At 68.6% G+C, this 21,438-nt stretch carries 8 protein-coding genes; 5 read left to right on the forward strand and 3 right to left on the reverse strand.

Annotated features, from left to right (window positions below):
• The first annotated feature begins 572 nt into the window (after positions 1-572).
• The 5 genes from EDC02_RS24390 (at position 573) to EDC02_RS24410 (ending at position 19,274) form a co-directional block, all read left to right on the forward strand.
• Positions 573-1,730 (forward strand): serine/threonine-protein kinase, encoded by a 1,158-nt coding sequence (locus EDC02_RS24390; protein WP_123605112.1) that lies wholly within the window; start codon positions 573-575, stop codon positions 1,728-1,730.
• 66 nt (positions 1,731-1,796) lie between these two features.
• Positions 1,797-4,760 carry an SNF2-related protein gene (locus tag EDC02_RS24395; RefSeq protein ID WP_233606261.1) on the forward strand — a complete coding sequence of 988 codons (2,964 nt, stop codon included), beginning with the start codon at positions 1,797-1,799 and terminating at the stop codon, positions 4,758-4,760.
• Positions 4,757-10,261 (forward strand): hypothetical protein, encoded by a 5,505-nt coding sequence (locus EDC02_RS24400; protein ID WP_123603950.1) that lies wholly within the window; start codon positions 4,757-4,759, stop codon positions 10,259-10,261. The genes EDC02_RS24395 and EDC02_RS24400 overlap by 4 nt, the downstream gene beginning before the upstream one ends.
• Complete coding sequence (locus EDC02_RS24405; RefSeq protein WP_123603951.1) at positions 10,258-16,983, forward strand: DEAD/DEAH box helicase; 6,726 nt, start codon at positions 10,258-10,260, stop codon at positions 16,981-16,983. Before EDC02_RS24400 ends, EDC02_RS24405 begins: the two co-directional genes overlap by 4 nt.
• Positions 16,980-19,274: a UvrD-helicase domain-containing protein gene (locus EDC02_RS24410; protein WP_123603952.1), complete on the forward strand. Its 2,295-nt coding sequence runs from the start codon at positions 16,980-16,982 to the stop codon at positions 19,272-19,274. The genes EDC02_RS24405 and EDC02_RS24410 overlap by 4 nt, the downstream gene beginning before the upstream one ends.
• A gap of 493 nt (positions 19,275-19,767) precedes the next feature.
• Here the strand turns inward: EDC02_RS24410 and EDC02_RS39705 are convergent, their stop codons facing one another.
• The 3 genes from EDC02_RS39705 to EDC02_RS24425 form a co-directional block, all read right to left on the reverse strand.
• Entirely contained in the window at positions 19,768-20,154 is a 387-nt protein-coding gene (locus EDC02_RS39705) for a hypothetical protein (protein ID WP_148083594.1), read from the reverse strand.
• An 87-nt stretch (positions 20,155-20,241) separates the two neighbouring features.
• The gene (locus EDC02_RS24420; RefSeq protein WP_123603954.1) at positions 20,242-20,634 is read right to left on the reverse strand and encodes a winged helix-turn-helix transcriptional regulator; all 393 of its coding nucleotides are present in this window, start codon (positions 20,632-20,634) and stop codon (positions 20,242-20,244) included.
• A gap of 242 nt (positions 20,635-20,876) precedes the next feature.
• Entirely contained in the window at positions 20,877-21,176 is a 300-nt protein-coding gene (locus EDC02_RS24425; protein WP_123603955.1) for a hypothetical protein, read from the reverse strand.
• Positions 21,177-21,438: the final 262 nt, after the last annotated feature.

The raw sequence follows: 21,438 nt of genomic DNA on the forward strand, positions 1-21,438 counted from the left end.
CGAGCCTCGGCATCGCCTCCGTGGGCACGCCCGGCGCGGCGCCGGTGTTGCTGAGATGGAGATCGCGGGATCGGGAGCTGATTCACGAGTCCGGTACCGTTGGCCGACCGGACTCACCCCCATACGTCGACACAGACCAGGCGGTCTACGCCGCGATCGTGCCCCGACCCGCGCGGCGGCACGAGAGCAGTCGATCTGAAGGAGCTCCGGAAGGTCCCGCACCTGGCGGACGCCGACCTCGAGCGTATAGACAAGGTAGTCCACTGCCTGCGCAACCGTCCGTCCCTTCGGCTGCTGGTACGCCGCGACTCCCTGCGGTTGATGATCGACACACCTGGTGGGTAGGCGCCCCTGCGCGGCGCCGCCGCATTGCGGCGCGCCCAGGTTATCCGTACCAGCCGCCGCTTCATGCCGATCACGAACCGCAGGGAGTCGCGGCCTATGAACAGTCACGAGTCGTGGTTCGGTCAGGGCACCGACAGTGGGCAGGGCTCGTACGAGGGGCACCGATGGGGCAGACTGGCGCCGACGCGAATCCGGGTTGGACTCGTGTGGAAAGGCAGGATCTCATCATGGAGGACATTCCCGCCCAGATTGGCCGCTACGCCGTGGTGCGTCGCCTCGGGTCGGGCGGCATGGGAGAGGTCTTCCTCGCGTACTCGCTGGCCGGCTCGCCGGTGGCGGTGAAGGTGATCCGCAGCGACCGGCTGGACGAGGGCACTCGGGCTCGGTTCGAGCGGGAGGCCTTGATCGCTCGGACGGTGATCGGTACCAACCGGGTCGCGCGTTTCCTGGACGCGGACCCGTACGCGCAACGGCCGTGGCTCGCGATGGAGTACATCGCGGGAGCCACTCTGCTCGACCACGTGGATGCGGACGGTGCGTTGTCGTTGCCGCTGGTGGCCAGCCTCGGCGCGCTGCTGGCCGAAGGGTTAGCGGCGGTCCACGACGTGAATCTGCTGCACCGGGACCTGAAGCCGCAGAACATCATCCTCGGCGCAGACGGGCCGATGATCATCGACTTCGGCCTCGCGGCGCTCGTGGACGCCTCACAGGACTCGCTGTCCCATCCAGGGATGATCATCGGAACGGTCCGGTGCATGCCGCCAGAACAGGCCGGCGGCAATCCGCGTGTCGGGCCGGCCGCGGACGTCTACGCGCTTGGCACTGTGCTGCTGTACGCGGCAACCGGCCACTATCCGTACGACGGCCCCAGGTGGCAGGCCATCGCCGCCCAGGTCACCAACCCTCAGGTGGCTCCGGACCTGAGCGGGGTGCCGGCTGGGCTCGTGCCGCTGCTGAGTTCGATGCTGGCGCATGAGCCGCAGGACCGGCCGACGGTCGCGGACGTAGCTGCGGCGTGCACGGGCCTGCTCGGCGACGCGGGGCTGACACCGGCCAACGCCCGGCTGGCTCTGGTAGCACGTACGACGGGCCGCAACGCGGCGAGTGATACGCGCCGGCTGTCGCCGTCGATCGAGGCGCGGCTGGCGGAGTGGGTCGTCGACGACGTGGATGAGAGCCCGCTCGACACCCCACCGTCCCTGCCCGCATCCGAGCCGCCGCCCGAGGGAGATGCGCAGCCGCCCCGGACGGATTGGCCGCCGGAGCGGTCGGGTCCGTCGTCGGGCCGTGCTTCCACACCGCGGCGCCGCGCGGGACGGTTGTCCGCTTCCAGCCGGGTGGCCGATGACCTGCGCAGGCAGTACGCGGTACAGATCAATTTGTGATGAGGGTGTACGGCTTGTGGGTGGGATGTCGAAAGGGCCGGAGTGCGGGAAGGGGTCGGAGCCGGGGTGAGTGTCGAAACCGAGGTCGTGGAGCGGGACGAGGGGGCGTCGGCAGGTTACCCACCGGGTGCGCAGGTGCTGGTCCGCGACGAGCTGTGGCTCGTCCGGAAGATCACGAAGACCAGCCGCGACGGGTGGATGGTCGAGGTCATCGGCGTGTCGCCCTTCGTCCGTGGGACCGAGGCGGTGTTCTTCGATCAGCTTGACGATATCCGGGTCCTCGACCCGCGTCGGACGGAGCTGGTCGCCGACGATTCGTCGAACCACCGTCGCGCCCGCCTGTACCTGGAGGCCGTGTTCCGAAAGACCCCGCTGCCGCAGACGGAGCGAGGGCTGGCGTTGGCGGACGGGTTCCTCATGGACCATCAGGTGCACCAGCTTCGGCCGGCTGAGCTAGCCCTGTCGATGGAGAACCCGCAGCCGCGCATCCTCATCGCAGACGTCGTAGGACTGGGCAAGACGCTGGAGATCGGTATCCTGCTGGCCGAGCTCATTCGCCGCGGCCGCGGGGAGCGTATCCTGGTCGTCACGCCGCAGCATGTCCTGGAGCAGTTCCAGCGCGAGCTGTGGGCCCGGTTCGCCATCCCGCTGGTGCGGCTGGATTCGACGGGTATCCAGCGGATGCAACGGGAGATCCCGGCGGGCCGCAACCCGTTCGCCTATTTCAAGCGTGCGATCATCTCGATCGACACGTTGAAAAGCGCCACCTACGCCCCGCATCTGGAGCGCACCGACTGGGATGTCGTCGTCATTGACGAGTCGCACAACCTGGTCAACCGGGGCACCAAGAACAACGACCTGGCCCGGCTGCTCGCCCGCCGAACGGACGCGCTGGTGCTGGCCTCTGCCACCCCGCACAACGGCCGGGCGGCCTCGTTCGCCGAGCTGATCCGCATGCTTGACGAGGCGGCGATCGCGGATCCGACAAAGTACGACGTGGACAGGCTGCGTCACCTGTACATCCGCCGGACCAAGACATCGCCGGAGGTGCGCGACGGTCTGCGCGGTGCCTGGGCGGACCGGGGCCCGTCCCAGCCGATCCCTGCCCAGGCGACCGATAGCGAGGCGGCAGTTCTCAAGGAACTGGGTAGCCGCTGGATTCCCGCCGACGAGGGTGGTCAGTCCGTCAGCACGTCGCAGCTCATCCCGTACCGGTTGCTCAAGTCCTTCCTGTCGTCGCACCGCGCCCTGCTGGCGACGATCGAGACCCGCCTGCGGACGCTCGGGGATCCGCTTCGTCACAAGCCGGCTGAGTCTGTGGCCCGCAATGCGGAGAGGGAGGCACTGCTGATGCTGCGTGACCTCGCAGGGCGTGTCCGAGACGACGAGGCTGCCAAGTTCCGCGCGCTCGTGGACGAGCTGCGCGAGATGGGTGTGGGCCCCGGCTCGGACGTTCGCGTCGTCGTGTTCTCGGAGAGCATCCCCACGTTGACCTGGTTGGCCGCATCCGTTCCGGAAGCATTGGGCTTCAGCCGCAGATCGGGCCCAGATGGACGACGGCCGTGGCTGCGGTACGGCGGGGTGGTGCAGGTCATGCACCGCGATTCCACGGTTGACGAGGAACAGAACAGCATCGTCGAGCGGTTCGGGCTCCGTGACGATCCCGTGCGGTTGCTGTTCACCGGTGACATCGCGTCAGAGGGCGTCAACCTGCACCAGCAGTGCCACCGGCTGATCCACTACGACCTTCCCTGGTCCTTGATCCGCATTGAGCAGCGCAATGGTCGGATCGACCGCTACGGCCAGGAACACGAGCCACAGTTCCGGGCGCTGATCCTCACCTGCGACCTGCCGTGGCGCACCGATGAGGAGACCGGCCACCCGCGAACCCTGGACGACCGTCTGGTCGGGGAGAAGCTGCTGGTACGGGAGGCGGAGGCACACAAGATCGAGGGGTCCGCCGAGGCGGTCACCGGCCTGTATCGGGCGCAAGAGGAAGAGGACCGGCTGATTCAGGACCTGATCGCCGGACGCACCGTGGAGCAGTCCATCGGCCGGTCGCGTCAGAGCGGGTCGGCCTTCCTAGCCGGCCTGCTGGGCCAGGTGGGCGCCGTTGCGGAACATTCCGAGGTCCGGACGGCCACCGTGCTGTCCCTGTTCCGGTCCACGGATGACTACTTCGAGGAGGCGCTGCGGCAGGTATGCCGGCCGAACCCGGAAGACCACCTGTCGCTGCGGCGCGATGATGACGGCACGATCGCCTTCGAGCCGCCGGCGGATCTACTCCACCGGTTGCGGTCGCTGCCCAGGTCATACCTGGACGAGCAGCGGATCCTGCCGACGAAGAGTGAGCCAGGCCGGATACGGATCACCTTCGCCAAGCCGCTCGCTGAGGCCCGCCTGCTTGCGGCGCGGGAAACGTCGAAATCCCAGTGGCCCAATGTCTCCTACGTCACCGACGTGCATCCGGTGCTGGACTGGCTGACCGACAAGGTGCTCGTGGAGGTCGGCCGGCATCAGGCGCCGGTGATGGCCGCGACGACTGAGGAACCGGTGTTCCTCATCCAGGGCGTGTGCTCCAACGCGCTGGGTCGCCCCACGCTGGTCAGGTGGATGGCGGTGGCCGGTCTGGCTGACCGCCCGCGGGTCGAGGAGGTGACGCCGGCGCTGCTGCACCGTTGGGGCGTCGGCCCGCAGATGCCGGGCCGCGCCCAGCCGCGTGACCTGCCGGGGCTGACCAAGCTCGTCCCGGCTGCCGTCGACCAGGCCCGCCGGTACGTGGCCGAACGCAGCGGCGCATACCGGCAGGAGGTGTCGAAGCTGCTGGCCCCGTACCGAAGCCGGATCGGCACATGGCACCAGGAGGCCCTGTTCGCCGCGCCCCGAGGCGCAGCCAAGCAGGCTGTCGACGAGACGGCCGAACGCCTGCGTCACCTGGTGGAGGCGTTGGAGACCGTTGGCGAACCGATGCTGCGCGTGCTGGCGGTCCTTGAACCGTCCGACCGAGCGGCGGGAGGCGGAAACCTGTGAGCAGCGTCTTCGACTCGATCATCAATCGTGGCGAGTACCTGTCCGCCCACTACTTCGCCGATCAGCTCGGCGCCGAGCTTAAGAAGCGACTGTTGGCCACGTGGGCGGTTCGAGAGGGCGACGAGTACGACAACCGGGCGACGCCCCGGCAGATGGTGCGGGCACTGCGCCGCGAGTACCTGACACCTAATGTCCGTGGCTACCTCGCCGCCGGGCCCCAGGCCGACCCGTACGACCTGTTTGACCTGGGCACCTACAACGGCCCCGAGTGGCGCAATGGCCTGGTGGAGTGGCACCAGAATGTGCTGCGCGCGCTCGGCTACGAACCCGCTCCCACCGAGCTGACAGTCCATCGGGCCGGCCGCGAACACGCCGTGCCGGTCGCCTATTACGGCCCCGGGATCGTGGCGCTGGACTGCGGATGGGCCGCGGACGGCGACGCCGCGTTCGACCCGGCCGGCGCCGGCCGGCTCCTGTCGCCGGTGCGGGTCAACGCCAGCGAACGCTACGAAACCGGGGCGGCCCTCGCGTCGTGGCTGTTCCACGCCAACATCGGCAGTCCGGACGGCCCGCCACCACGCTTCGTCCTCCTGCTGCACGGTGGCGTCATCGTGCTCGCCGACCGCAACTCGTGGGCCGAAGGCCGCTACCTCGCCGCTAACCTCGACGCCGCGCTCGAGCGCAACGACCGCGCCCAGTCCGGTGAGTTGGCCACGCTCGCAGCCTTGTTCTGCCGCGAGATGCTCTGCCCCGGCGAGAATGACACTGCCCCGGCGATGGACGCCCTACTCAAGGGATCCACCGTCAACGCCGTCGGGGTGTCCAAGGAGCTGCGCCACGGCGTGCAACGCGCCGTGGAAATCATCGCCGGCGAGGTCCTTCGGCGGATGGCAGAGCCCGTCAACGACGTCACGCCGGCAGACATCGAGGAACCGCGCCTGCCGTTCGCCCGGGAACTGACCCGCGACTGCCTGCGATACCTCTACCGGATCCTGTTCCTGCTCTACGCCGAGGCCCGTCCCGAGCTGGGCATCCTGCCCGCCGACGACGGCAACTACGAGGCCGGTTACTCAGTGGCACGGCTACGGGAACTGGTCGCCCGCGACGAGGAACTGATGGAGGAGGAGGCGAGGAACAGCTTCCACCTCTACCACTCCCTCGACCTACTCTTCAACAAGGTCAACCTCGGTCACCGCCGCTACGGCACCGAGCCCGACGACGACCAGCCCGGCGACGACGAGCAGACCCGGCAGGAGAAAGCCGAGCGGCGCAGCGAAGACATCGGCCTGCGATTCGACCCACTGCGCAGCGAGCTGTTCGACCCGGACTCCATCCGGCTCATCGGCCAGCGGGTGCTCGACCCGCGGTGCGACGACGAGACGGCGCCGCGCTGGCTCGACCTGCGCCTGCGCAACTCAGCCCTGCACCGCGTCCTGCGCCTGCTCACGATGAAGAAAGCCCGGCCAGGCACACTGGGCGGCTTCGTGTCCTACCGAAACCTCGGCATCAACGAGCTCGGCGCCGTGTACGAGGGGCTGATGTCCTACACCGGCATCATCGCGGGTGAGGAGTTGTGCGAGGTCGCCAGAGGCGGTGATCCCGACGAGGGCTCGTGGCTCATCGCGGCCCGCCGGCAGAACGATTACCCAGACGAGACACTGGTCCACTATGATGAAGAGGACGCCCGCGACGGCCTCCGCGGTGTCAAGAAATACGAACAGGGCTCCTTTGTCTACCGCCTCTCCGGCCGGGAACGCGAGACATCGGCCTCGTACTACACCCCCGAGTCGCTCACCACGGTGACGGTGGAGCTGGCGCTCAAGGAGCTACTCGGCCAAGGCGCCGACAGCGACGCCGACAAGACACGCGCCGCCAGGCTGCTGTCGTACAAAATCTGCGAGCCGGCACTCGGCTCCGGCGCCTTCCTCAACGAGGCGATCAACCAGCTCGCCGAGGAGTATCTGCGCCGACGGCAGAAGGAACTGGACCGCTCGATCCCCGCCGGCGACGTGCTGACCGAGAAGCAGAAGGTCAAGGCATACATCGCCCTGCACAACGCGTACGGCGTCGACCTGAACGCCACGGGACGCGAACTGGCCGAGGTTTCGTTGTGGCTGAACACCATGCACCCGGGCATGCAGGCGCCGTGGTTCGGCCTGCACCTGCGCCGCGGCAACTCGCTCATCGGCGCCCGCCGCGCCATCTACCACGCCCACGACGTCTGCTCGCCAGACAAGGCCTGGCTGAAAGCCAAGGGCAGCCTGCCACCGACACCGCTACCGCTGCACCGTGGCGGGCGACCGCAGCCGCTACCCGACGACGCAGTGCACCAGTTCCTGCTGCCCTCGCCGGGATGGGCAGCGATCACCCACTCCACCGAGGCGAAGAAGCTCGCGAAGAACGAGGTCGACCGGCTGGCCGCCTGGCGACGCGGACTCCTCCAACGCCCGACCCGCAGCATCGCCCACCTCAACGCCGACGGCACCCCCAAGATCGACCGCCGCACCGGCAAACCGCGGCAGGAGACCGCATCGCAGTTCACCAGGTTGCGCGACGCCGCCCGGCGCGCAGAGTTCCTGTGGTCGTGTGTGGTCAAGAGGATGGAGCTGTCCGAGCGGGAGATCGCCCGCCGGATCGACGTCTGGGGCGCAGACCCGGCCAACCCGGAGTACGCCTTCCTCCGTCGTCCAGAGCAGGCCGTGCCGAAGGAGAAGGTTTACGCCGAGCTGTTCGAGGCAGCGGGCACCCCGTACCGGCGACTCAAGACGGTGATGGACGCCTGGTGCGCGCTGTGGTTCTGGCCCACCGACCGCGTCGGCCTGCTCGACGGCACGCATCCCGAGTACGCGGCTGCCGTCGCTGAGATCGGCGTAGAGGCCCTCACCGAGCTACTTGGCGGCATCGGTGACGCCGAGGCGCCGGTAGACCCCGCTCCCACCGGGCAAGACGGAGGCCAAGCGCCGGCCGCGGCGGACGAGCAGCCGCCAGCGGCGCCCGCGCCGGTCTTCTTCCGCACGATGACACTCTTCCCTGTCAACGGTGAGCAGATGACGCTGGACGAGACGGAGTGGGAGACCGCCGCCGCGACGCCGGCCGCCACGCCCGAGCCGAAACCGAAGAAGGCACCGAAGCCGAAGCAGTTGGCACGCCGCCCGGTCATCCCGCTGAAGAACCTCGACGACTGGCTTGACTTTCTAGAAGCCATGCTCGGCGCGGCAGACATCCCTGACGGCACCCTCATCGACAAGTACGACGACCTCGACCAGATGAAGGAGTTCGAGGAAAACCTCGTCCTCTTCATGGGTATGGACAACGCCGACCCAGAGGCACGGTTTCCCTGGCTGCGGACGGTCCGGGAGCTCGCCGACCGGCACGCGTTCCTGCACTGGGAGCTGGACTTCGCGCTGATCTTCGCGGAGAACGGCGGCTTCGACCTTCAGGTCGGCAACCCGCCGTGGGTCCGGCCACGCTGGAACGAGGACGCCGTCTTGGCCGAGTTCGAACCCTGGTTCGAGCTGGAGGAAAAGCCCAATCAGGAGGAGAAGGACCACCGCCGGCATGAGTTACTGGAGCGCGCGGAGGTCCGCGGGTACGTGCTGCGCGAGCTGACCGCGACCAGCGGGCAGGTCGCCTTCTTCGGATCTGCCCAGGTGTACCCGCTGCTCGTCGGCACGCAGCCGGACCTGTACCGGGCGTTTATGTGCCAGGTGTGGGCGCATCAGTCGGCCGGCGGCACGGTGGGCCTTCTGCACCCCGACAGCCACTTCACCGGCGACAAGGAGGGGCCGCTGCGGGGGGAGGCGTACCGGCGGCTGCGCATCCACGGAGACTTCGTCAACGCAGGGCAGCGCTTCTTCCCCGAGCCGGTGGGACACACGGCGCACTTCGGCGTCCACATATACAGCCGGCCCCGAGAAATCAGGTTCGACCACCTGTCCTGGCTGGTGTCCACCGACGCGCTTCGGCACTCTCGGGACCACGACGGATCGGGGGACGTGCCGGGTGTCAGGTACAAGAACCGGGAGTTCGACGAGCGGCCGCACCGCAGCCGCGTCGTCACGGTCACCGAGGACATTCTGGCGGTGTGGCGCAGGCTGCTGGACGAGGAGGACCGGCCGCTGTCCCAGGCTCGGCTGCTCTTCCCGGTCAGCACCGCCGAGGCGGCCGCGATCGAGGCACTGGCCGCGTACCCGCTTCGGCTGGCCGAACTGCTGCCACAGATCACCCGCGGCTACGACGAATCAGGTGCGAAAAAGACGAACCTGATCGAGTACAACCGCGTCGATACGGCGACCGGGCGCGAGTACCAGCCGGCGACGTGGGGAGAGGTCGTCCTGAAGGGCATCCAGGTGAGCACGGCCACGCCGATCTTCAAACGGCACGATGCCAACAGCAACGAACCCTACGGCTACGACCTGGTCAGCCTGCCGTCCGACTTCGTGCCCGACACCGAGTACGGCTGCGTGCCGGGCCGAGACGCGGCGTTCCGGGAGGCACAGGATCGGTGGGTGGACCACCGGGAGCTGCGGCGTCTGCGCACGGACGCGGTTGAGGTGACCCGGGCGCGAGCGCGCCTTGCCGCGACACTCGGGGTGCCGGAGGTTGAGGTCGAGGACGAGCAGGTCGATGTGCTGCTGGTCGAGCAGGCTCGCCGGCCGTACGTCGACTTCTACCGCCTGGCGTGGCGGCGGCAGGTGGCACCGAACACGGAGCGCGCCTTGTACTCGGCGCTAATCCCACCCGGGCCGACGCACATCCATGCCGTTCACAGCATGGTCATGCCGAGCATTCACCAGACCGTGCTGGTGGCCGGATTCTGGACGTCTCTCCCGCTCGACTACTTCCTTCGCGCTACGGGAAGGGGCGACCTCCAAGTCGCTGGAGCGAAGGTACTGCCCGCTCCGTCCGTAGCTCATCCGCTCGCCTCGGCGCTCTTGCTGCGTACCCTGCGCTTGAACTGCCTGACCAGTGTGTACGCGGATCTGTGGGCGGAGCTGTTCGACCCCGCGTGGCTCGACGGCGAGACCTGGGTCTGCGAGTGGCCCGGCCTGCCGCCGCTGAACAACGTCGCGCCGGACTGGCGGCCCGAAACACCGCTGCGGACCGAGCGCGCCCGCCGGTCTACGCTGGTCGAGATCGACGCCTTGGCCGCCGTCTGGCTCGGGATGAGCGCCGACGCGCTCGTGGCCGCATACCGTGGGCGGTTCCCGGTGCTGCAGAAGTACGAGGCTGTCACGTGGTTCGACGCCGACGGGTGGAAGCTCGCCGGCAACGCCCGCACCTTTGGCCAGCGGCAGACCAAGCAGACATGGGCGCAGTTCGAGGCGTACTGGAAGGACCCGGAGAACGCTCCGCCGCCCGACGGCTACACGCCGCCGTTCTACAAGGCAGAGCGGGAGGCTGAGATGCGGGCGGCGCACGCCGTCTTCCAGGCTCGGCTGGACGCCGCGGTCGCCTGGGGCGAGTGGGATCACGGGGCAGCGGAGGTGAACGCGTCGTGAGACCGACGCTGCAGGCGCGGGCGCTGAAGGAGAGCCTGCTGCAGTATCTGTCGACCACGTATGCGTTGGCTGACGAGGGCGCACGGGAGGCCCTGCACCGCTTCCTCGGCGACGAGACGTCGGGCATGTTCCGCGGCCCGTACCTGCGGATCCGCACGCCGTTCACGCTCGCCGGACCGGGTTGGGAGCGGCATCTGCAGTGGCGGCGCGAGGGCTGGACGCCGTACGCCCACCAGGCGGCGGCGTTCGCCCGACTGACCTCCGCCAACGAGCACACACCGCAGCCGACGCTGATCACGACCGGCACGGGCTCTGGCAAGACCGAGTCGTTCCTCTACCCGGTGCTGGACCACTGCCGGCGGGAGCGCGCCGCCGGCAGGGCCGGCATCAAGGCGGTCCTGCTGTACCCGATGAACGCGTTGGCAACCGACCAGGCCCAGCGGATCAACGAGTTGCTCATCGGCAACCAGGACAAGCTCGGCCGCGTCTCGGCCGGGCTGTACATCGGCGATCGGGCGGCCCTGCGCTACGACCGGGTCCGTACCACGCGCTCGGATATGCAGCTCACGCCGCCCGACATTTTGATCACCAACTACAAGATGCTGGACCTGCTGCTGCAGCGCGACGACGACCGGCCGCTGTGGCACGACGCTGACATCCGGTACGTCGTGGTCGACGAGTTCCACACCTACGATGGCGCGCAGGGCACCGACGTAGCGATGCTACTGCGCCGCCTCGCGGCCGCAGTCGGGACGCCGGACGAACGGCGACCGCTCGGCGACATCTGCCCGGTGGCGACATCAGCCACGCTGGCGTCGGCCACCGACGAAGAGGCAATCGCACGTCTGCTTGCCGTGGCGACGGACGTCTTCGGCGCCGAGTTCACCCACGACTCGATCGTCGGGGAGGACCGGTTGTCGGTCGACGAGTTCATCCCAATGGACGACCTCCGTCAGGCGCTGCCGTTGCCGTCACCGGACGAGATCCTGGCGCTGCCCGATCCCGCCGCCAGCGACGACGCGCTGCTGGATCTCATCGAGGCGGTCACGGCAGTCCGGGATCCGGACCGGGCGCTGCTGGGTAGCAACCTGAAGCGGCACCTGTTCACCAGGGCCGTACTCATGGCGTTCAGCGGCGACCTTCGAATCAGCGCCGAGGTGCTCGACACGATGTGGAGGGCCGGCGCCTCCGGCTGGGCCGCTACGATCGCGCGGCAGCCGGAGAAGGCCGCCGAGGCGCTGGCGCGGTTCGTGGCGTTGCTCTCCCACGCCCGCGACCCAGACGCGAAGCCCGGCGAGGTGCGGCCGTTCGTTCACGTCGAGGTCCACCAGTGGGCCCGCGCGGTGACCCGCCTGCTGCGCGGCGTGCTGCCGTGGCCGCGTGCGGAGTTCCGCTGGGACGTCGCCGGCACCGACAACAGCGTGGCGCGGGGTGGAAACCCGGTCGTGCCGGCCACCACGGCCACGGCCGGTCAGTCCGCGAACCTGTTCCTTCCCGCGGTCTACTGCCGGTCGTGCGGCCGGTCGGGCTGGGCCGTGTTCTCGCCCGAGAGCGACGACGGCGATGTCCAGTTCGACACTTTCAAGATCCGTCGGGCGGCGGCCGGCCAGGACAAGGTACGTGTTCGGTACCTCATCGCCGGCACCGACCGGGAGGCGCGGGAAGGGTCAGGGCCGACGGTCATGCCGGTCAGCGCCCGTCGCGGCGTGAGCGGCTCGTCGGCAACGCAGGGTGTGGCCGGTACGTTGCTGGTGCTGGACGCCGTACGGCAGCGGCTGCGGCCGCCGGACCCGGCCGGCGACTACGACACTGTGACCGGGGAGCCCCGGCTGACGGCGCGGGACTCGGCGTTTGTGCTGGCGAACGTCGGCTCGACGGCGAACACTGCGGCGCGGGAGGACTGGTGTCCCGCCTGCGGGGAGCGCAACGCGATCCGGTTCCTCGGCACGGGCGCAGCCGCGGTGGCGGCGGCGGCGATCACGCAGCTGTTCACCGGTGGCGAGTTGGACAGGGAGGCGGGCGAGGCCAAGACGTTGATGTTCAACGACTCGGTGCAGGACGCCGCCCACCGGGCCGGGTTCGTGGCCAACCGCTCGTACACCTTCTCGTTGCGGGCTCTGCTCACCGCGCACCTGAACGAGCGCGGCGGCACGGCCCTGAATGATCTGATCGCCGACGTCGTCGCGGCCACCACGGATCCCGCGACGCTGGCGGCCGTCGTGCCGCCGGACTTGCATGGCCTACGCGGGGTTGACCGGCTGTTGTCCGGTCGTGGTCGGGGCGGTGACCTGGCGACCTGGAAGCTGGTCGGGCAGCGGCTGGCGTTTGAGACGCTGATGGAGTTCGGGTTCCGCTCCCGCAACGGTCGCACGCTGGAGTTGACCCGTACCGCCGCCGCGCACGTGCGCATCCCCGATCCGGCCGCCGCGGTCGCACTGGTCCGGGAGATCCACGCCGAGCTGGACCGCGACGGGCTGCCGGTGGTGGCCCAGGACGACACCCGCTACCTGGCCTTCCTGCGCGTCTTCCTGGAGCGGCTGCGCACGCGCGGTGCGGTCGCGCACACGTGGCTGGACCAGTACATCAACGAGGCGGGAACTAGCCGCTACTTCATCTGGGGGCGGCGGCCGGTCGGGATGCGGGCGTTCCCGAGCCGGGTCGCTGCCCCGGTGTTCCTGCTCGCCGCGCCGAAGGCGGGCAGTGAGTTCGACATCGCGGGCGGGCGGCTGTCTTGGTACGAGCGCTGGGCGGGTCGTTGCCTGGCGCTGCCGCGCGAGCTGGCGGGAGAGTTCTGGGGTCTGCTGCTGCCCAAGCTCACCTCGGCTGGTTTGCTGTCGGTGCGCACGCCCAACGACACCTCCGGGCGGGTCTACGGGTTGCGGCCCGGCAATGTCGAGGCGTTGCTGCTCGACGACAAGGAGGTGTCGCAGTCGTTCGTGCGCTGCCCGGTCTGCTCCTGGGAGCAGACCGTCCACCCGTCGCTGCTGGATCAGTGGCGTGACCAGCCGTGTCCGTCGTACCGGTGCCGCACCGGTCGTGTGGTCGCCGGGGACCGTCCGGACGGCCTGGGCCGCCACCACCGCGACCGGGACTACACACGGGACTACTACCGAGGGCTGTACCGCCGGGCGGGCACCTATCAGATCGTGACGGCCGAGCACACCGGCCTGCTCACCCGGCCGCAGAGGGAACGCGTCGAGGTGGCATTCAAACGCAACCTGGGCGACCGTGACGCCCGGTACAACGACCCCAACGTGCTGTCCTGCACGCCTACCCTGGAGATGGGCATCGACATCGGTGACCTCTCGGCGGTGGTGCTGGCGGCGCTGCCGCGCCGGCCCGCTAGCTACGCCCAGCAGACCGGCCGGGCCGGCCGCCGCACCGGCAACGCGTTCCTGCTGACCATTCCTGACCGTCGGCGGCGAGACCTGTACTTCTTGGACCGGCCCAGGGATCTCATGGCCGGCGCGATCGTGCCGCCCGGCTGTTACCTGTCGGCGGTGGAGATCCTCCGTCGCCAGTACGTCGCCCATCTGCTCGACCTGGCGGCCGCCGAGAAGCTGGTCCGCGCCGACGGGATCGTGCTGCGGCCGCTGCCGCGCCGGGCGCCCGCGCTGTTCGGCCCGTCCGGATACCTCGCCGACCTCGTCCAGGTCGCCACGACGCAGGGCGCAACGCTGGTCGAGGGCTTCCTCCGGCTGTTTCCCACCGGAATCAGTGAGCACGTCAAGGACGAGCTGAGGGCTTTCGCCACCCGCGGGCTGGCCTCCGCCGTCGAGGAGGCCGAGCGCGAGTGGCAGCGGATGGAAAAGCTCCTTCGCACCCGGCTGCGGGCAATTGACGAGGCGTACGCCGAACTGCACGACACGGACCCGGAGCAGGCGCGGGAGAAGGCCGAGTTGGACGCCGAGCGGCGCGTCGTGGGCAAGCGGCTGCTGCTGCGGGGCGACACGTCGGCTCAGGCCACACTGTGCGACCTCGGCCTGCTCCCGAACTACGCGCTGATCGACACGACCACCACGTTCTCGGCCACCGTGTACGGCGAGGACGGGGTCGTCGACCCCCGGACCGGACGTCCACGCATCACCGCCGAGAACATGACGTACCAACGTCCGCGCCGCTTCGCCCTGTCGGAGCTGGCCCCAGGTAACACGTTCTACGCCCAAGGCTACCGGCACGAGATCACCGGTCTGGAGCTGATGACCGGCGGGCGGCCGGACTGGCACAGCTGGCGTGTCTGCCCGGCGTGTGGATACGTGCGCACCGAGCACGCCGCCAACGACCGGTCACCGTGCCCTCGCTGCCACAGCACCCAGATCGCCGATGACGGCTCCTGCCTTTTCCACGTGGTGGAGCCCGTGACGGTGACGTCCCGCGACCGGCGGGAGGACGCGCGCATCCGTGACGACCAGGACGAGCGCGACCGCCGTTTCTACACCGTCATCGACGCGGTCGACTTTCCCGAGGACGCCATCGCTCGCGGGTCGTGGCGGCACGTCCGTCAGACCTTCGGCGTCGACTATTGCCGGCAGGCGATGATCCGCCGCGTCAACGTCGGGCCGGCCCGATTCGACGCCCCGCCCCGGGACACTTTCGCCGGGCACACCGTGCGGCTCAACCCGTTCCACGTGTGCACGGGATGCGGGGCGGCCACCGCCGACGGCAAGCCGGTCTTCGACCACGACACCGATGCGCTGACCTCCTCGGCGGCGCGTCACCCGAAGCTCAAGCACCACCGGCCCTGGTGCCCGCTGCGGCGCGGACGGCGCGGTGGTGTCACCCAGGAGCCGGTACTGCTGGCCCATCAGCTACGTACCGAGGCGATCCGTGTGCTGCTGCCGGCCGCGACAGCGGACGTCGACGCCAAGGTGCACTCCTTCCGGGCGGCCCTGCGGATGGGCATCGACCTGCACTTCGGTGGGGATCCCCAGCACCTCGACACCACTATCGCCTCCATGCCGGACCAGGCCAGCGGTGAACGCCGCTGGTTCCTGGTGGTGTTCGACGAATTGCCCGGCGGCACCGGCTACCTCGACCGGCTGACCAAGCCGGACGCCTTCAAGGACACCCTGGCTAGGGCATACGAGGCGCTGCGCAGCTGCCCGTGTGCTGAGGAACAGCGCCGGGCGTGCCACCGGTGCCTGCACCGCTACACACCCGAAGCGCTGCAGGACGTCGTGTCCCGGCGCACGGCTATAGCGATGATCGAATCGCTGCTGTTCACTGCCGCCGGCACCGACGGGTGGGACACCGAGGAAGTCACCCACACCGGGCTGATCGGACTGGACCAGCAGGTCGAGTCCGACCTGGAGGCGCGTTTCCTCGCGGCCCTGCGGGAGTGGGCCACGGTGACCGACGACGTCGCCCTCGATGAGGACGGGCACGCCAGCGGACATCTGCGATTCACGTCAGGCGCCGACGTCGTGCACTGGCGGCTCACCGCCCAGCAGCAGGTCAGCGGCACCCGCACCGACTTCACGTTCACCCGCGTGGACGGGCCGACGCAGAGTGTGAAGGTCTACCTGGAGGGCTACCGGTACCACGCCACCCGCGAACACAACCGCATCGCCACCGACGCCGCACAACGCACCCGCCTGCGCGCCGACGGCCACGCCGTCTTCCAGATCACCTGGGCCGACATCGACCTCTTCGAGGGCCGCACCACCAATGCAGATCCCGTCTGGCCGCCCTATGCCGGGATGGCACAGGAACAAGCCAAAACGGCCTACGAGCAGTACGGCGGGCAGCGGGTGGACCTACCCAGGGCGGTGTTCGCCAACCCGATCGACACCATGATCGCCTATCTGCGCGATCCCGACGCCGGCCGCTGGGCCCGCCGGGCGAACGCGCTGGTAACCGGGCTGCTCGCCACGCCTGGCACGGTCCCGATCATCGCTACCGGAAAGCGTCACGTGCTCGCCGCGGCGCTCCGCGCCGAACTGGCCCGACACGGAACGGACGCCGGCCACGAAGCGGACGGCCAGCACGCGTTGGTCCACCTCTACCGGGCGCACGACCCGACCGGCCTGCCGATCATCGTCGCGCTCGACACTACCGAACCCGACCGGCTGCGGTGGTCCGCGCTGGTGGTGCTCGACGACGCCGAGGCCGTGCTGGACACCGACGCGCACAAACAGCGCTGGCGAGCGTGGCTGTACTGGACCAACATCACCCAGTTCCTGCCTTACAGTGGCGGGGACGGTGTCCAGCTGGCGGCCAGCCGGGCCGGAGAGTTCGAGGTCGAGACGCTGGCCATCTGCGGCGGACCCGGCGAGATCGACACGTTAAGCGGGCACCACCGGGTGTCGGAGGCCGCAGCGAAGCCGACCGTACCGGCCCCGACCACCGTCGGCGCTGACGCCATGCAGCCGCGGCGCGACACGACCTGGGACGAGGACATCCTCGAGATCCTCCGTGAGGAGCCGGACGAATCGGCTGACCTGCTGCGCCTCGCCGAAGAGCTCGCCGCCCGGGGCAAGCGGGCACCGGTTTTCGGCTACGAGCTGGGCTCAGGCCGCTGGCTCGCGGATTTCGGCTGGGCCGACTCCGACGTCAAAATCGCTGTCGTGCACCACGACGCCACGGCCGACAGCGACGAGGCACGCCGCCGCGACGAGGCGTACATCGACGCAGGCTGGACGGTGCGCACGGCAGGGGACTGGCTGGCCCACCTCGACGAACTGATCGCCCGGCTGCCTGACACGGAAGGCTCCACCCGATGACCGCACGGCTCAGCCTCTACCGCAAGGCCGAACAGGAGCTTTACAAGCTCGACCGTGTGGTGAAAGCGCAGTTCTACGACTTTTGCCACATCTTCCGGCAGAACCCGGAGCAACCCGGCCTCGACCTCAAGAAGCTCAAGGGCGACTCCAGGACCTACCGCGCGAAAATCAACCAGTCGTACCGGGCCCTACTCGCTCCCGTGGGCGTCGACGCCGACGGCACGCAGAGCTGGCTCGTCGTGGCCGTCCGGCATCGCAAGGACGTCTACGACGAACTTCAGGTCGCTGTCAACCGAGTCACCGGCGAGATTGAGTTCGTCGACCTCGCCGTCGTCGGCGACAGCGCCCTACGCCGTGCCGGCATCACGCTTACGACAGCCGAGCCGGACATCGACCCGGCGACGAAGCCGACCCCGGAGGCGCCAGCGACTCCGCCCGCGCGGCCGCTGCTGGCCGGCTACGACGCCGACCAACTCCGGGAACTCGGAGTCGCCGACCAGATCGTCGACCTGGCCCTCGCCGTGACCAACGACGCCGAGCTGGACGAGCTGCTCGAGGGCGCCCCGCCCCTGTCCAAGGACATTTTGTACGGCCTCGCGGCCGGGATGGGCATCGACGCGGTCCGCGAGGAGATCACCGCGCCTGTTCAGCTCGACCAGGAACCAGACCCGGCAGACCTGGCCGCCGCGTTCGCCCGTACCAAAGTCACCACCGTCGACAAGCACGTGCAAGCGGCGATCGAGGAGGGCGACTTCCGGGCCTGGCGGGTCTACCTTCACCCCGCGCAGGAAAAGATCATCGGACGGCAGTACGGCGGTCCCACCCGCGTTTCCGGCGGTCCCGGCACCGGCAAGACCGTCGTCGCACTACACCGGGTCAAGCACCTCGCCGAAGCGCTGCCGCCCGGCACCGACAAGCCCATCCTCGTGACGACCTTCACCGCCAACCTTGCCAACGACCTCCGACTCCGACTGGCATCCCTAATCGAGCCGCACCTGTTGACCCGGGTCGACGTCACGCACATCGACCAGCTGGCCGCCCGGGCCGTCGGCGAGAACACCACCCAGCGGACCCGCAAGCGACGCATCAACGACCACGCAGCCGTCACGGAGATGCGGCAACTGCTGCTCGAACTCGACGAACACCGCTGGGACGCAGACTTCCTTGTCGAAGAATGGGAGCAGGTGATCCTTGGCCAAGCGGTGCAGAGCCGCTCGGACTACTTCCAGGTGCGCCGGGCCGGCCGCGGTCGTGCCCTCTCCCGTCCCGAGCGCAGCCAGGTCTGGAAGCTGATCGAACAGCTCACTGCCCGACTGAACAAACTCGGCGTCGAGACCTGGGGCCAAGCCGCAGAGCGCGCCGCCCGGTACGAGATGGAGCGCGCCGCGACGATCGAGGCTCGCCGGACCGCCGGGTCATCGACCAACGACGGTTCCAGCTCCGGGCACCTCAGCTACCGATACCGGCACATCGTCGTCGATGAGGCGCAGGACCTACGGGCAGCGCACTGGAAGATGCTGCGCGCCATGGCAGATCCGAACCTGCCCGACGACATCTTCATCGCTGGGGACACCCACCAGCGGATCTACAATCACCAGGTCTCCCTCGGCGCCTTGGGCATCCACATCCGCGGACGGTCCGCCCGGCTGACCCTCAGCTACCGCACCACCCGGGAGATCCTCGTCCGCGCGCTGCTCATCGCCGACGACAAAAGCATCAGCTACGACGACCTCGACGACGGCACGGACACGCTAGCCGGCTACCGGTCGATCCTGCACGGCCCACCGCCAGCCTTCGCCGGCTACGGCACCTGGGAGGACGAACTAGCAGGGCTGGCCACCACGCTGGCGCACTGGCGAGCCGAACTGTCTACCAGCGAGAACGGCGTATCCCTGGACCCGGGCGGGCACATCGCGGTCTGCGTCACGGACCACGAGCGGGTCAGCCAGGTGATGGACTACCTGACCGCCAAGGCAGGCATGACCTGCGCCGAGCTGACCAAAGACGGCCCGGTGGGCGACGGCGCCATCCACGTCGGTACCATGCACCGCTTCAAGGGACTCGAGTACCAGCGGCTCGCGATCGTCGGCGCTAGCGAGGGCGTCCTCCCCCGCGCTGGCGCCGAGCGATACCGTAAGGAGGACCCGGTGCGGTACGAGCGCGAGTTGCGCAAAGCGCGGTCCCTGCTGTTCGTTGCCGCCACCCGCGCCCGTGACGCCCTCGCCCTAAGCTGGCACAACGCGCCGAGCCCGCTGCTTGCTGCGGTACCGGTACCGAGCGACCGGGACTGATGCGATGTTGAACAGTTCGGTCCCGTCCGCCGTTGGTCGTGTCCACCGGCCGTTGCGGCCGATGAGGCGAGGGTGGACATCTCTCCACCTCCGGCGGCGTAGTCGCATGTACCGTGCCATAACTCATCGCACCGACTGTGAGCCGGGAGTTCTCGGTCCGGGCTGATGATCTCTGGTATGACTGTGCGGCTGCTGTATCTGGGAATGATCAGCCTGTTCAAGACTCTGGGCATGCTGGTCCGCAGCGACAGGGCGCTGCTGGTAGAGGTCCTCTCGTAGAAGTGCGAGCCGATGACCGCAACCGGGTCGGTGAGCGACCTCGCTGACGCGGTAACGGCAGTTGGCGGACTACCACGTCAAGAGTCCCGCCCTGGTCGTGCAGACGCCGGAAGGCGGCTGCGGACTTCTTCGGAAGGAGCAGATCGTTGCTAAGCCCGCCGCGCTGCGGTCCGCCGTGGCGTGTTTCGCTCGTCAGTGGGGACGCGCGATTGTGTTACCGGCCGCCGAGTGTGAGGGCGGCGCGGGTGCCGGGTGTGGCGTCAACCGCGTCGGCGGCGGCATTAAGTTGCCGGGCGAGCGCGCGGGCTTGCTCCGGGGTGAGGGCGATCTCGGGGTCAGGGGATCGCAGTTCGACCCGGACGTGCGGCTCGTCCAGGACGGGCGGACCGGCACGCCGGACGGCGGGCATGTCGAAGTAGTCCGGCCACACGGCGAGCTGAACGTCGTGCCCGCCGTCGTGGGCGTTGACGAGCGCGGTCGTGCCGCGGTGGTGTCGGGTTCCGGGAACGTCTTCCTCAACGGAGCAGGTGGTGCACCAGGGCGGGCATGTCGGCAGAGCAGGTGATCGTTCAGCGTCATGGCCAGGCTGCCGGTTGTTCACGTAGTAATCCCTTCCCTCATCGAGTGCCGACACTGCGGTTTCCCACTGGTCTTGGCCAGTGCGTGGTGCCGTTGGCGGGTAGCTAGGTCATCCCTCGTCGTCTGGCTTTCCGTCGTCCTCGGCTTTCTCGATGTCCGCTGGCTTCTCGTCGTCGTCCGCCGTGTGGCCGTCGGGCTGGTCAAGGCGTGGCACGATCTGAATGATGACGCGGATCTGGGCGAGACGGACTCGGCCTGCTTCCGTGATGGTGTAGACGTTGTGGCCGTTGGCTCCCGGGCCAGGGCTGATCATTTTGCGCCGTACCAGGCGGTGGCGTGTGCGGGTCAACTCAGACTCGCTGAGGTAGCGGCCACTCCATGCTGCCATCTCGCGGCCCAACTCGGTGTAGCGCAGGGACTTGTGCTCCAGGCAGAACAGGGCTGCCGCGTCCCATAGGTTGTGAGCTAGATTGTCGATCTTGGCGAGGTCGTCGTACTCCACTCGTCTCCACCCCGTTGTAGCCCCCCAACGACAACGATGCGCCGCTTGTCAAGCGAATCGTCGGGCATCTAACAGTGCAAGTTGCAAACATCAACGAGTATCCACCGCTCCGTCAAGCGCCTTCTAGGCAATCGCAGGCACTTTTCACCGTTGGATCCGATATGCACCGAAATGCAGGGTAGTTCGGGTGATCCCCCATCATCCGTTCGGCTGATTAACGGCAATGCTTCCGGCCGTCTGGGTCACGGTTCCCGGCAAAGATCAGCAACGATGGCTGCGACATCGCGTCCCAGGTCCGTCAACGACAGCGTCTCCTGGCGTGGCGGCTCGTGCGGGGTGTCGCTGCCGGCCAGCGCGGCGAGGACGCCCACGCCGGCGAGACGGCGAATGGCGAGTTCGAGCGCTTCCTGCTCGGCGAGGGCTGAGGTGGTAGGCGTCGGTTGCCGTCCGTGATGCAGCGAGTCCAGCACCTCGACCACGTACGGCGTCCTCACCAGGTCCACGGCGCTGCGCAAGGCGTGCTGTTCATCCTGCGGGTTCATCGCTGGCTGGCTCTCCTGTCAACAGCGGAAATCGGTGGCTGTCGTTGCCGTTTGGTGCAGTGTAGAGCCCGATTCGGTGGCTGTGACCTACGAGGCGCAAGACCAAATCCGGTGTGGCCAGAAGGTTCTCTCGCGCGGTTACCTAGGGCTACGCACAACTTGTTCGTGCGACGTGCACGCGCGGCTTGTTCGTACTAACTCGGCGTAGCGCCTCTCTGGCTACCTCGGGTAGGACGGAAGGGTCGCGCCAGATTGGGGGAGG

This window comes from Micromonospora sp. Llam0 (assembly GCF_003751085.1).
In the GTDB taxonomy this organism is placed as follows: Bacteria; Actinomycetota; Actinomycetes; order Mycobacteriales; family Micromonosporaceae; genus Micromonospora_E.

Coding starts and splice junctions, on each gene's coding strand:
- EDC02_RS24390 (WP_123605112.1), top strand. CDS start 573: ATGGAGGACATTCCCGCCCAGATTGGCCGCTACGCCGTGGTGCGTCGC.
- EDC02_RS24410 (WP_123603952.1), top strand. CDS start 16,980: ATGACCGCACGGCTCAGCCTCTACCGCAAGGCCGAACAGGAGCTTTAC.
- EDC02_RS24425 (WP_123603955.1), bottom strand. CDS start 21,176: ATGAACCCGCAGGATGAACAGCACGCCTTGCGCAGCGCCGTGGACCTG.